This window comes from Paenibacillus sp. FW126-R14 (assembly GCF_058789495.1).
This window is the reverse complement of the sequence record NZ_JBYTBS010000059.1, coordinates 1-14178: the sequence shown is the minus strand read 5'-3', so window position 1 is coordinate 14178 and position 14178 is coordinate 1. Positions and strand designations below refer to the sequence as shown.

Below are 14178 nucleotides of genomic sequence, written 5' to 3'. Positions count from 1 at the left end.
GCAAATTGTACGAACTTCATATTAACACAAATTTCAGGGAAATGAGGGATAGCGAACCGTATGTTGGAAATGAACTGTGTTTCGCCAAACGAAGCTGTTTGCAAACATCTGACCGTTCTTAAAAATAAAGATGTGCTAACTTACGAGCACAGCTTAAGAGTAGGCCAGATCGCCATTTATTTAGCGGATCATCTTCAGTTTAGCGAACTGGAGCAAACCAGGCTGGTCAACGGCTGTTATCTGCACGATATCGGTAAATTATATGTCCTGGACGAGATTCTGAATAAACCGGGCAGCTTGAACGATGACGAATGGGAAATGATGAAGCTGCATACGGTTCAAGGTGCACAATTGCTGCGGGCCGATGAGGCTATGGATATCGAAATCGTCAACATGGCAGCCTATCATCATGAGCGCTGGAATGGAGCAGGTTACCCGTATGGCCTGCAGGGCGATGCGATCCCGGAGCTAGCCCGGTTTTGCTCCGTCATTGACTCTCTGGACTGCATGCTTTCCGATCGTCCTTACCGTAAAGGGATGCAGCTTTACGAAGCGAAGCGGGAGCTGCTCCTGCAATCCGGCGAACAATTTGACGCCTATGTCGTCAACGCTGTGCTTAGTCTTCCTGACGAATGCTTGAAAATATCAAACTCAACTCTTAAATATTACTAAAATATCGGTTACTTCATAAGGGGCGTGTGTTGGGAATGAAATTATCAGTCTCTCAAAAATTGTACGGCGGTTTTTTTATCGTACTCATATTGCTCGTTAGTATCGTCACGATCAGCTACACTCAGATGAAAGATATAGATGACTCTTATAGTGATTTAATTGATAACCGTGCCAAAAAAGTAAGCATGGCAAAGGATTTGCTTCTTGCCGTTAAAGAAGAGCAGGTAAGCTTCCGAAGTTACCTGCTGACCGCCGATGAGAAATATACGGCAAAGCTGGAAGCCGCCAAAACCAAGTACAAGCAAGTCAGCGGAACATTCAATAGTTTGGTGGATACGGCGCATGGCCGCGATTCCATTATTCAAATGGACCAGCTCGAAGCGCAATATAACCAGACGGCAAGTCAGGCGATGAGGCTGAAGCAGCAGGGAAATACGGAAGAAGCGGTTAAAACCGCCGAAACGCAGGCAGCGCCGTTGGTTGAAAAGATGGTGCAAACGGGCGAAAGTCTGATCGAAATGCAGCAAAATTTGCTGGATCAGGGCAGCAGCGAAAATTCGAAGCAATTAGCCTCCACATTAAGATGGCTGCTGATCATCGGCATTTGCGCGATCGGAGCCGGGATCGTAGTTGCTTTCTATATCAGCCGTCAAATTTCTATACCGATCATGGCCGTTGCCAGAGCAGCGGAAAAAATCGCGAATGGCGATTTGACCGATGTTCAACTAAACGTCAAAAACCGCGACGAAATCGGACAAATGGCCGCTGCTTTCAATAAAATGGCTGATAATTTACGCCATATGATAGGCTCGGTTTTAAGTTCGGCCCAGAGCCTATCTTCCGCTTCCGAGCAAATCTCTGCGAGTACCGAAGAGATTGCCAGCGGAAGCTCCAATCAGGCCCATTCCGCTCAAACGATGAGCGAGCTGTTCAAGGAGCTGTCTTTCGCCATCAATTCCGTTGCCAGAGGCGCGGAGCAGGCGGCGGAATTATCGAATAATACGATGTCTCTCGCCCAGGAAGGAAGCAAGGTGCTTGGCGCTTCGATTGAAGGCATGCTGCAGGCCAATGAGCAGATGTCGAGACTGGAGCAGGACTCCAATACCATCGGGGAAATTATTGAAGTCATCGACGATATCGCCGATCAGACGAATTTGCTGGCATTGAATGCGGCCATCGAGGCGGCAAGAGCAGGTGATCAGGGCAGAGGGTTTGCCGTCGTGGCGGCTGAAGTCCGCAAGCTGGCCGAACGGAGCAGCGAAGCGACCAAGCAAATTACCGCAATTATTAAAGGGATGCAGCAAAATACGAAACTAAGCATAACCGCTGTTAATACCGGAGTCGCTTCTTCGCAAAAAACGGGCGAATCGTTCGAGCGAATTGTCACGATGGTAAATGAATCCGCCTATAAGGTAACGGAAATCGCCGCCGCCAGCGAAGAGCAGGCCGCACAAACAACGGAGGTGCTGCTTGCGATCGAGACGATCTCAGCAGCTACCGAGGAAACGGCGGCCAGCAGCCAGGAAACCGCCGCCGCGGCGCAATCGTTGGCTGTGCTTGCTGAAGAATTAAACAGCCTTGTCGATGCGTTCAAAATATAAGCATAATACGACAAATCCGATCTTATCTGGCTATGCAATCCTAGCGGAGAAGGTCGGATTTTTTTTGGAATGCACAGGTTTCCGAAAGCAGAAGAGTCCGGTTGGATGAAGATGAACTGAGATTAGTGGGATCAAACGAATGGAAGAAAGAACCAATAAGCATTTTCATTCATTAATGTTATAATCAACTAGCAATTCATCACACTATCATGACATGGCTAAGGAAGAGTAGATCGATATGTTAAAAACGCCAAATTCTAAAAGGGTAAAAAGCTCTTTAAAAGTGACAATTATCTATCTGTTAGCTGGAAGTCTGTGGGTTATTCTAACGGATAAACTAATCGCTGCTCTAAACTTTTCGGAAGCATTTTCCCTAAATTCATCAAAGGGACTTTTCTATGTCATCATAACAGCGTTGATCCTATATTTTTGTTTGAAACGATTGAAAAAGGAACTCATTGAGAGCGAGGAACGTTATCGCATTTTAGTCGAACATTCACCAGAACCAATCATTGTTCACAGCGATGGGAACATCGTCTTCATGAACCCTGCCGGCGCAACAATGCTTGGCGCGAATTGTCCCGAGGCGCTTATCGGACAGCCTGTTATCAATTTTGTTCATCCTGACTTTGTGGACATTTCGCAAGTGCGAATGAGGCAAATTACGGTGGATAAGCAGCCTACGGAACCGATGGACCAGAAATTTTTGCGTATAGACCGGCGTATTATCGATGTTGAAGTGAGAGAAGTGCCGATTGTCTTTCTGGGGGAGCCTGCCGTGCAGCTGCTATGCCGCGATATTACCGAGCGTAAACGTGCTCAATGTTTGCTGGAGGAGAGGGAACAGAGTTATAAGTCGCTTGTCGAGCATAACCCGGATGCTATTTTTACGTTAGATATAGAAGGAAATGTACTGACGGTTAATCCCGCTACTGAGAAGATTACCGGGTATGGAAGAGAAGAGTTTCAACATCAGGCTTTTATTCCCTTCCTACTTGAAGACGATCAAGAGAAAGCGTGGCTCCAATTCGGAAAAGCGGTTGTGGGCGAGGCGAATGACACGGAACTTACACTTAAAAGCAAAACAGGGAAAAGCATTGATCTAAATTTAAAAATGGTACCGATTATTATTAACGAAAAAATTGATGGCGTTTACGGGATTGCCAAAGACATCACAGAACGCAAACGAACGGAAGAAATGCTGCTAAAATCGGAGAAGCTCTCGATTGTAGGCCAGCTGGCGGCAGGGGTTGCCCATGAGATTCGAAATCCGCTCACTTCGCTCAGAGGTTTTGTGCAGCTTTTACAGTCGAAGGTAGACAATTATCAACACTATTTTGAAATTATGTTATCAGAGTTAGATCGCATGAACGATATTGTGAGCGAGTTTATGGTGATAGCCAAACCGCAAGTTGTGAAGTATGAGATGAAGGATGTCAGAAAAATCGTTGATGACGTCATCTCACTTCTTGGCACACAAGCCACTATGAATAATGTACAAATTCATACGGAGATCGCCTCCGAGATTCCTAGGATAAAATGCGAAGAAAATCAATTAAAACAAGTGTTTATTAATATTCTTAAAAATGCCATAGAAGCGATGCCGGACGGGGGAAATGTCGTTATTGCTTTGGAAACGGACGAGAGTCAAGTTAAAATTCGTTTCACTGACGAGGGCTGCGGAATCTCGGAAGAGCGTATAGCGATATTAGGAGAACCCTTCTATACAACGAAAGAAAAAGGGACCGGCCTAGGCTTAATGGTATGTCACAAAATTGTGGAAGCGCACAGAGGAAGTCTGGAAATCAAAAGCGTTATTAATCAGGGAACAACGGTTGAACTGCTTTTGCCGGTTAAAAGCGGTAGTTAACTGGAATAAGGAAAATGGCAGGACTGCTCTTTAGTAGGTTGACTACTAGAGGACGGTCCTGTTTTTGTAAGCATATTTACAAAATCAACAGATGTATTTGATATCACACAAACAAAACAACAATAAAATACAATAAAATACTCGATAAAACAACAAATATTTGATTGTTAAAATGTTTTTAAGTTGTTTTATTGTGAGGGGGAATGCCAATATCGAGTGATTCTGATTCGTGCACGATAACTCATTGCCAGTCCGGATTAGCCGAGAGTTTCAAGCAGCAAATCAAAATTCACTTCTTAAAGGAGGATTTATTTTGTTATATGCCAAGAAATTCGTATCCGCAGTCATGGCATGCACCATCGCCTGTTCCGTTGTGTATGCTGCTGGAGCGGGCTATGCCCCTGTCGCTATTGCCGCAGAGGCGGTCGGCATACCTATCGCTTCTGTGCCTGCCGGCCGTTATGAACAATCCGTCAGTGTTTCCCTTAGCAGCATGACCTCAGCTGCTGTCATCTATTATACGCTGGATGGCACCATGCCTGACGAAACCAGCCTGGCCTACAATGGAACGCCAATTGTCCTCAAGGATTCAACGAACATCTCGGTTATCGCCTTGAAAGACGGTGTCTGGAGTAAACCTGCTACATACGGCTATATCATCAAGACAACCGAAAAACCGCTGCTGAAATTCGCAGCTATGTCGGACATTCATATAGGTCCCGGTACAAATGAAGATGATGCGAAAACTCGCGCAAGGTATGCGAGCAATTTCGATGTGATTTCTTCCATCTTCCCCAAACCGGATGCCATCCTTATCGCTGGCGACCTCATTAATGATAACGGAGATGGGAAAGGGCCGCATCATACTTTTGTTCGCAGCGTTTTCGAGGAACAAATGGCAAGAAAAGGCTGGTCGGACATGCCTGTACAGATTGCCATCGGCAACCATGACGCCAGCGTTGCTGAAGTCAAAAAATATTATCCTGCCGATTGGTTTACGAGCCAATCGAACGGCTATTATGAGAAGACGATCGGTGACTATTCGTTCTTCTTTTTGAATGGAAACAATTATAACGGCGATACAGGACAAAGGAACTGGCTGAAAGGCAGGCTCGCGGCACTGACAGCCGATCCGGCGAATCTTAACAAGCCGATCTTCGTTACGTTGCACCATCCAGTTACAGGAACAGTCATGGAGGGTCAGCAGTCCTCAAACCTAAATCTGTATACGGATTTGAAAGATTATCCGCAAGTCATCGTCCTATCCGGCCACTCGCATTTGAACATCAACGATGACAGGTCTATTTATCAGAAAGACTTCACTTCGGTCAACCTAGGGTCAATGTCGTATATCGAGACAGAGCACGGAAATTCAGCCGTAACGGAAGAAGGCTTAGTGGACGGACGGTTCGAATTCCCAGTCAGCCAATCTGAATTCATTGAGGTGTATAAGGATCGCGTAGAGATTGAACGAGTAGAGTATAACGGAGATCAAGGCTCCATTTATATCGGTGGAAAGTGGCAAGGAGCCGGTGCCGGTCCGCCGTACACGAGTGCAGGTGCATTAGCGGGCAAGAAATGGGTTATCAAGCTGCAAGGAAATTCGAATGATGAAATAAAAAACAATTTTACGTATACAACGGGCAACCGCAACAAAACGGCGCCTCAATTTCCTGCGAATTCCGAAATCCGGATGCAACCGGGAGCGGATAACGTGCCGGTTCTCTCGTTCAGGCAAGCCAAGGACGATCAGTCCATGCATCATTACGAGATCAAAGTGATGAATAAGCGAACAGGCGAAATCGCCAAATCATACAGCGTGTTGTCAGATTATTATTTTTCGCCGATTCCGAACAAAATGAATATTCCTATGGCAGAACTCAATCCGGCTACCTCCTACGTTGTGACCGTTACGGCTGTGGATGCCTACGGAAATAAAAGTTCAGCTTTACAAACATTATTTAAAACCGACGGCACGGCGCCGGAATTGACGCCGATCGACCCCAGCACGATGTGGAATCAGCTCGTGACCGACATGAGGTTTGAAGATAATTTGGTTGACAACGCCTCAGGGGTAACAAGTCTGGCCTCTAGTTTCGGGAGTGTCTCCTTCGTCGAGGGCAAATCCGGGAAAGCCGCCAGCATCGCGGCCGGCAATGGCAATTATATCGATCTGGGCAACAGACCCGACGTTAATTTCGGAAACGGCAGCTTTACCGTGTCGTTCTGGCATACGGGCAGTTTGGCAGGGGATCAGACGGTCATTTCCAATAAAAACTGGGCTTCTGGCAAAAACGCCGGTTGGTATATCGGCCCTGCGACTGCGAACAATATGACGCTTAATATGGCTGACGGCACTAACCGCATTGATTACTCTGCTACCGGTGTGGGAACAGAATGGCACCTCTACACAATAACGGTCGACAGGGCAGCCAAGACAGCCGCAACCTATGTGGACGGTGTCCAGAAAGCATCCAAGGACATATCCGCTCTAGGCAGCTCCAGCATGGACACTCCTTATCACATCATCATCGGCGCAGACGGCAATAAAGGCTATGGCGGGGCAACTGTTACGATGGACGATTTAAAAATATGGAAGCGTGCCTTAACTGCTGCAGAAGCCAAGGCGCTGTCGGATTCATACGTGTCGTCAACTTGGTACACGTTCGATCAGTTGACTGCGAAGATTCAAGAGGCGGAACAATTTGTGGCGAAGGTCGCAGCAACCGCGGGAATGTCTGTTCCAGTGCAAGTGAAAAATGAATTAGACGACAGGCTCACCGCTGCAAAAGCCTTGACCGCAAGCAACGATGCGCCTTCAATCGATCAAGCCTATCTTGATTTGATGTGGGCCTTGCAAAATGCCAAGGACAACGTTGTTTACACGTTCATTCCGAAAAAGGCGTTCACGATTAGTTCCTTCAGCTCTTATGCGGACAATGAGAGCGCGTTTGCAAGCAACATTTTGGACGATCAGGATACGACGATTTGGCATTCCAAATGGGAAGCTCCCGCAGCTCCTTTTCCCCATACGGTCATTATTGACATGGCAAAAACCTATAAACTTAACGGCATTCAAAGAAAGAGCCGCCTTAGTCAAACCGCGATGGAATTCCCTAAGACATTCGAATTGTACGCTTCTGATCAACTGGCCGACTTAAGCGATCCTTCCTACTTGAGCGATTCGAAGAATAAGGCTTCAGGCACGTTCGGCAAGACTTGGACAGGGACGCTGTATAAGGACTATGTTTCCCTGGACAAGTCCGTGCAAGGCCGCTATGTGAAATTCGTAGTGACCGGAACCTACAATACAGATCCATCGAAAACATTTACTTCTATGAGCGAAATTGATTTTACCGGCGAAGACATGGATACTCCCGTCAATCCGTCGGTTCCAACCTCAGACCTGAGCGGAGTCAATACCATACAAGCAGGTCAGTCTTTTGATGTAACTTACGTGCTCAGAAATGTAACCGATAGTACGTATCAGAGCATTTATGCGCAGGATCTGACACTCAATTATGATTCATCAAAGTTGGATCTGATTTCGATTGCTTCCGCGAAGCCTGGATTTGGGGTCGTTTCCAAAAAAGAAGAGGCGCCTGGCCGCGTCCGAATCCTGGCTGCCAGCCAAGGAGCAGACCATGCCGTCCATCCTAATGAAGACGCTTTGAAATTCACTTTCACTGCCAAGTCTATGACCCAAGATACGAATACAACTATGTCCGTGAATAAGGTTGTGATCGCGAATAACTTAGGTGCCGAATTGCAAGTAAACGGTGCGTCGCATGACGTGCTGGTTACGGCACAGGTGATCATCCGCATTCCGGGAGACTTGAACGGAGACGGACGTATCAGCATTGGTGACTTGGCTATCGTAGCGGCAGCTTATGGCAAAAATGCTTCCGATTCGGACTGGAATCAGTATCAGTTGGCTGATTATAACCATGACAACAAAATTGATATTCTCGATCTTGCAGCAATCGCAAGTCTGATTCTGGAGTAATAACGAGAGAGGGACGGCTAATGAGCCGTCCCTCTTTTCTTCATGTTGCTGCTGTTATTCATGCTCATGCGTGGATACATCGGCAGCGGCTTTTTGTCGCGCGCGAAAACGGCGCACCTTCATTAGATTGCCGCACATCTTGTCGTCGCAATATTTTTTGGAGCGATTGCGCGTTTCATCGACATACACCCACAGGCAGCTCGGGTTATCGCAGATGCGAATCCGCGACGGTTCGCCATCAGCGATCATTTGAGCCATGGAAGCGGCGATTTCAGCTTCAATTTGCGGCCATTGCCGATCTTGAGCGTCCCACTCCAAGCGATAACGTTCCCCGTTCTTTGCCAGCCGGCGAATTACCGGTCCTTGCGCCATAAGGGAATTGAGGGCTGCAATATCCTTTTCGTCAGGCAAGGAATTTGCTGTAAACTGTGTCACGATCCGATACATGAGTGTTCTTAATTCCTTCAAGCCAAGCAATTCCTGCGGAGTAGGAGGCTCTTCTACGGATAGATGATGGTTTTGCAGCCACTTATCCAGCCATTTAGGATTGTCCAGCCGGTCATCAACGGCACCGTCGCCTCTCCAATCATGATGCAAGCTATTTATAAAATCATCCCAGAGCATAGTATGTATCCTCATTCTTTTTTTACAGCTAGTGTAACACCTTAAAATAAAGTTAGCCAGTTACTTGACCCTCATACCATTTCATGGTAAATTATTTTTGTAACTTGTTAAAGTTATTTTGATGGTTACATAATTGAATATAGGAGGATGTATAATGAACAAAATCGAGCTTCTGCTTCACGGCTGGGACAGCTGCTATGAGAAGGAAGACTGGTATCCGCCGCTTACGGACGCACTCAAAGGCTTGACTGTTGAGCAAGCCAACTGGCGGCCGGCCGGCGAGCACGTCAATACGATTTGGGAAACTGTTCATCATTTGATTTTTTATAAAGAACGTTTGCTGTATAGAATGACTGGCGAAGAAACCGAATATCCGGAAGCGACCAATGACGATACGTTTGTTGTAGAGGCTTCCTCAAGTGAAGCTTGGGAAGAAACGCTGGCTCGCTTGAAAGCCGTTCATCAAGGCATACGTGAACGCATGGCGAGTTGGGAAGAGAGCGATTTTGAGCATATTTACCCGAATCGAATGCATCCCACTGGAAACTGGGTGAACAGTCTTATCCTGCATGACGCTTATCATACGGGCCAAATCATGTACATCCGCAAGCTGCAGGGATCTTGGCCATCCCGTCGTTTTTTTGACTAACCAATACCTGTGCCCGGTTCAACGACTATGTTGGCCTGGTCACAGGTTTTTCTTTTGCGAAAAAAGCGGCAGCAAAAAGGGATTCGAACATTTATTTCGAAATAGAGAAATACCCGATTATAAGGAGGCTTCGCTTCGATATGAAATCCGAAAATCAATTGCCCAAATCCTCCCCAGAAGAGAAGGGGATTAATGGAAGTAAATTGCAGCAAGCTTTCCGGCTGCTGGATCATGAAGTGAAAGCCGGCCATATTCCCGGCGGCGTAGCACTCGTTGGCCGGGATCATGCCATAGTTGGAACCTATGCGGCAGGACATTCGATTATTTCTGAGCAGACGAAGCTGCAAGTAACGGAAGACACGATTTATGATTGTGCCTCCTTGACTAAAGTGATGGCGACACTGCCGCTAATTTTACAGCTCATCGAACGCGGCGAGCTTCGGCTTAGGGATCACATTTCCCGGTATTTCCCCCAGTTCTCGGCGAATGGGAAGGAGGATGTGACGGTGATGCATTTGCTAACGCACACATCCGGGTTTAAGAACTATAAAGATTTGCACTCGCATGGTTGGACGCCGGAGCAGATCAAGGCAGCCGTACTTGGAGAGAGCTTGACCTATCCTTGCGGCGATGGCTATATGTACAGTGATATCAATTATATAATTCTTGGTGAATTGGCTGCGCTGCTGCACAGTTTGCCGCTTGATGAGGCGGCTCGCCGTTATGTATTCGATCCGCTTGGGATGCGCGATACGGGTTATCGACCTGCTGCGGTATTGAAACCGCGAATCGCAGCAACCGAGTTCATGAACGGCGCCTATCGCTGGGGCGAGGTGCACGATGAGAATGCGTGGGCGATGGGTGGCGTCAGCGGTCATGCGGGAGTCTTCTCGACGGCGGAAGATGTGGCGAAATATGCGGCTATGTGGCTTAACAACGGGCAGCTCGAAGGTGGCGGCCATGTGCTTTCAGGCGCGTCTGTTGCAGCTGCGACGCGCAGTTATACGGAAGGCATGGCGAATGCAAACCGTGGTCTCGGCTGGGTGCGGAAGGGTGATGTTTGGGACGCTTCCGGCGATTTGTTTTCGCCACAGAGCTACGGCCACACGGGCTTCACTGGGACTAGCGTATGGCTGGACCCGGAGCGAAGTGTTTTTGCGGTGCTTCTGACCAACCGGGTACACTTCGGACGAGAGAAGTCCGTTGTGCGGCTGCGGGATTGCTTTCATAATGCGGTTGCCGCATCTATTGAAAGTTAGGGGGGACTTATGCAAGATCAATTCGAGGAATTACTCAGCAATTATTTTGAGCAGCCTATCTATGAAATTGAACCTGTGCCTTTCGGACTGACCAATGTAACTAAAATAGTAAAAATAAATGGTGAAAACTATATTCTCCGGATTTACAATCGTCATACCAAACATATAGAAAGCATCGAATTGGAAGCAAAGATTACAACATGGCTAAGTCAAAGCGGTCTCTCCTTTCAAGTGCCTGTTTTCATTCCTACTCAAACAGGAGACAGGTTTGTACGATTATCTGACGGGTCATTAGGAGCTGTTGTATCCTATCTGGATGGAAGTACTCAACCTATTTCAAGCATCGAGGATGCAGCCGAAATCGGACGCGTTGCCGGGGAAATCGCGCATGCACTTGGTCAATGCGATATCGATCGGCTCGATTACCGCGGAATATCATTTTCGGACATGTACAGGATTCACCCCTTTGCTACTCGCCAGGCCGTAACAGCTTTTATGAAAAATCCTTCGTTTCACATTCCTGAATCGAGTTTGAATTTTTATCAGGAAATGGTCGTATTGACCGATATGAATGCCTGCAAATTAAAAGAGCTGCCGATTCAGCTTGTACACCATGATTTGTTAATTTTCAATTTGTTATCTCAAAACAATCGGATTTGCGGAGTTCTGGATTTTGATTTCCTATCGCTAGACACCAGCTTTATGGAGTTTGCGATTTGCCTGAATCATATTCTTCAGATGTCGGACGGCTCTATGGAAATGGCGGAAGCTTTTGTTAAGGGCTATTCCGTTTACCGGAAACACACTCTGCCCGAATTAGAACAATTGCAGAATCTGACACAAGTGTATCACCTTGCTGTTCTGTATATTTATGTCGGTCAGCACCATGCAGGGGCAGACATTGAACATAACTTCAACTACATTCTCAAGCAGTTCATAACCAGAAATGAATGGTTGGACAAACATCATATTGAAGTACAGCAGATGCTCATGTCTTACTTGCTGGAGTAAGGGAACTTCAGAGCGGGGCATCCAGCTGAGTCATATCTTACGGAATGAAGGTGCAGAAAGAAATGAGTACGCTAACTAGAGCTATTTTGCTTGCCGCTAAAGCGCATGACGGTCAAACCGATAAAGGGGGAAACCCCTACATTCTACATCCGATCCGGTTAGCGAGCAGATCGAAGACGACGGAGGAGTCTATTGTAGCCGTTTTGCACGATGTCGTAGAGGATTCGAATGTGACGTTGTTTGATTTGAAAAATGAAGGGTTCAGCTTGAACGTCATTGAAGCTCTGGATTGTCTGACAAGGAGAGCGGATGAAACGTATGAAGGATTTATTAAGCGAATTAAGATTAACCCGCTTGCAACGAAGGTGAAGCTTCTGGATCTCGAGGATAATTGCGATTTAAGCCGAATTCCGCAGCCTACTGATGCTGATTATGCGAGAATCGATACATATAAGAAAGCCATTGCCGAGTTGAAGTTTTAAACTAGGCATTTGTCACGCATCCATTTCAATCGAATAGTATGATTGCATACAAGTGCTAACGATTGGAGTGGAACATGGTGAAAGACCCCTATGTGGAGTATAAAAGACCGGATCTTCAATATTTTTTTGATCTGAACGCAAACCGGTTAATGACCAGAAATGCAGAAAATTTCATTAATCGGCTAGGCCGGGATAATCTAAATACGCTGGGCAACGTTTCGCTTCTAGATATTTATTTGAGCAGAGGACATGTCGTTGAACCGCACTATCATCAGAACGCCTCAGAGCTGGTATACTGCATAGCGGGTTCAGCGATGGTCTCTCTCATTAACCCGTTTACGAATCAACTTATAACGCTGACGATTAAACCCGGTCAAGTCGCTAATATCCCGCAAGGCTGGTGGCATTGGGAAGTAGCGTTAGAGGATCAAACGCATTTGCTCGCCATCTTTGATGCTCCTTATCCGGAGTATATTTTCGGGTCCGACATTTTGACCAAAACGCCGATTGAAGTACTTGCGCACACGTATTGCTTAGATCCTGCGCTGTTGAGGAAAGCGCTGGAACCTCTCCATAACCAGACCATCATTATCGGGCCGACGGATGAGTGCTTGCAGAAATCGCCGCAACAGCAGCAACAACAGCAGGTGAATGCGCAGCATTATTACCCGCAAGGACAATATTACTACGGGCATCCGAATTACTGAGTGAAGACATGGAAGAGCACCCTGCTCCTTTAGGAATAGGGTGCTCTTTCCAACTCTAAGCTAGTTACGGGTAAAGGTTATAAGAGGCTTAACCTTATTTATTGGCGTAGCTCGTTTTTTTGTTTTTTTCACTTTGATGCGGGTGGTACGAAGCTTGGTTCTGGATTTCAGTCGCGTCGCTTTCTTTTTTGAGGATACAATTCTAAGTCCTCTGCGTTTGCTTTTGAGCACGCGTAAGCGTGGTTTTCTTTTTCGTTTTCGAACGGCGATGGATGGCTGTTGGGCGCTGACATCCAGGGGGACCAATGTTTGTGGAGCATCTAATACTTCTGTTGACTCTAATGGACCAATTGTTTCTATTGGGGGAATTGAACGAAGCATGCCGAAATGGATAGGCTGAATGCCCAGTGCTTCATAAGTCGTTTTTACCATGGGATCGCGAAAAACGATCATCTCCGCTTTCCGGGGCTCGATCCATACGGAGATGTTACGCAGCGTATTGTCGATATAGCCGGGGTGGCACATCACTTCCGTTGTGCCTTCCGGCAGCTGGTGCAGATATTGGAGCAGCCGGTGCAAGCCATCCTGCTTATCATAGGTGTCCAATAGGAGTTGGTCCGTCATCAAAGGAGAGGGATGAATGTCCTCGTGAGGCGTTTGCGAGCGCCGCATAGGGATGTTCTCTTTTACCGCAAGATGAGTCATCGCTCTGAAAACAGCCGGGAAATTTTGATGAATATGATGATGCGAATCTACATGCGTGGGCCTGAGACCTGTTGCAAGGAAACGATTCCACTGGGCATTAAGCTCCGTTTCAATATCACATTCTTCACGCGTGGAAGTCGAGTTTATTGGCTGGAAGCTCCCGTCCTCCCTCACTAGAGAAGGGATTTTTCCTGGGCTCGACACAGGTCTGCCGTAAGTTAAATTAAAGTGGAGCCCGACACCGAGACCTGGATGCAGGCGAGACAGACGGACGGCTTCTTCAAATGCGGGCATATTCACCATGAGGGTTGTACTCGTAATCCCGCCTGCCTGAAACGCTTCTATAATTCCTTTATTGACGCTTGGCGATATGCCGAAATCGTCAGCATTGATGATGACATATCTCATCATAAACCATCTCCCTTCCTCGGAAATTAAACCTGTATGCTTATCAAATGCAGGAGGGAGGGATTCGGCAATGGACAAGAGAACAAGGGAGTAATGTCTTTTTTTGTCGTAAAAAGAAATAAAAATTCACTGTATTTTTTGTTATATAAAATAAAATTTCAAATTCTATTGACCCCTATATTTT

11 protein-coding genes are annotated in these 14178 nt (G+C 46.7%); 9 read left to right on the top strand and 2 right to left on the bottom strand.

Annotated elements, in window-relative coordinates; translation table 11 throughout:
• The first annotated feature begins 69 nt into the window (after nucleotides 1–69).
• The 4 genes from AC3WRW_RS27310 (at nucleotide 70) to AC3WRW_RS27295 (ending at nucleotide 8149) form a co-directional block, all read left to right on the top strand.
• Nucleotides 70–672 carry an HD-GYP domain-containing protein gene (locus tag AC3WRW_RS27310; protein ID WP_492549381.1) on the top strand — a complete coding sequence of 201 codons (603 nt, stop codon included), beginning with the start codon at nucleotides 70–72 and terminating at the stop codon, nucleotides 670–672.
• Between the two features lie 35 nt (nucleotides 673–707).
• Entirely contained in the window at nucleotides 708–2273 is a 1566-nt protein-coding gene (locus AC3WRW_RS27305; protein ID WP_492549380.1) for a methyl-accepting chemotaxis protein, read from the top strand.
• 442 nt (nucleotides 2274–2715) lie between these two features.
• On the top strand, nucleotides 2716–4143 hold the full coding sequence (locus AC3WRW_RS27300) for a PAS domain-containing sensor histidine kinase (RefSeq protein WP_492549379.1): 1428 nt from the start codon (nucleotides 2716–2718) through the stop codon (nucleotides 4141–4143).
• A 313-nt stretch (nucleotides 4144–4456) separates the two neighbouring features.
• On the top strand, nucleotides 4457–8149 hold the full coding sequence (locus AC3WRW_RS27295) for a LamG-like jellyroll fold domain-containing protein (RefSeq protein ID WP_492549378.1): 3693 nt from the start codon (nucleotides 4457–4459) through the stop codon (nucleotides 8147–8149).
• A gap of 54 nt (nucleotides 8150–8203) precedes the next feature.
• Here the strand turns inward: AC3WRW_RS27295 and AC3WRW_RS27290 are convergent, their stop codons facing one another.
• Nucleotides 8204–8773, bottom strand: coding sequence for a CGNR zinc finger domain-containing protein (locus AC3WRW_RS27290; RefSeq protein ID WP_492549377.1), 570 nt, complete (start codon nucleotides 8771–8773; stop codon nucleotides 8204–8206).
• 154 nt (nucleotides 8774–8927) lie between these two features.
• On the opposite strand from AC3WRW_RS27290, the gene AC3WRW_RS27285 reads away from it, so the two are divergent.
• From AC3WRW_RS27285 to AC3WRW_RS27265, 5 genes are all read left to right on the top strand, one after another.
• A complete protein-coding gene (locus AC3WRW_RS27285; protein WP_492549376.1) occupies nucleotides 8928–9422 on the top strand; it encodes a DinB family protein in 495 nt (164 codons plus the stop codon).
• 140 nt (nucleotides 9423–9562) lie between these two features.
• The gene (locus tag AC3WRW_RS27280; protein ID WP_492549375.1) at nucleotides 9563–10681 is read left to right on the top strand and encodes a serine hydrolase domain-containing protein; all 1119 of its coding nucleotides are present in this window, start codon (nucleotides 9563–9565) and stop codon (nucleotides 10679–10681) included.
• A gap of 9 nt (nucleotides 10682–10690) precedes the next feature.
• Complete coding sequence (locus AC3WRW_RS27275) at nucleotides 10691–11692, top strand: phosphotransferase enzyme family protein (protein WP_492549374.1); 1002 nt, start codon at nucleotides 10691–10693, stop codon at nucleotides 11690–11692.
• Nucleotides 11693–11754: 62 nt separating this feature from the next.
• Nucleotides 11755–12174, top strand: coding sequence for a GTP pyrophosphokinase (locus AC3WRW_RS27270; RefSeq protein WP_492549373.1), 420 nt, complete (start codon nucleotides 11755–11757; stop codon nucleotides 12172–12174).
• 74 nt (nucleotides 12175–12248) lie between these two features.
• Entirely contained in the window at nucleotides 12249–12881 is a 633-nt protein-coding gene (locus AC3WRW_RS27265; RefSeq protein ID WP_492549372.1) for a cupin domain-containing protein, read from the top strand.
• Between the two features lie 60 nt (nucleotides 12882–12941).
• On the opposite strand, the gene AC3WRW_RS27260 is transcribed toward AC3WRW_RS27265, so the two are convergent.
• A complete protein-coding gene (locus AC3WRW_RS27260) occupies nucleotides 12942–13994 on the bottom strand; it encodes a carbohydrate deacetylase (protein WP_492549371.1) in 1053 nt (350 codons plus the stop codon).
• Between the last annotated feature and the right edge of the window lie 184 nt (nucleotides 13995–14178).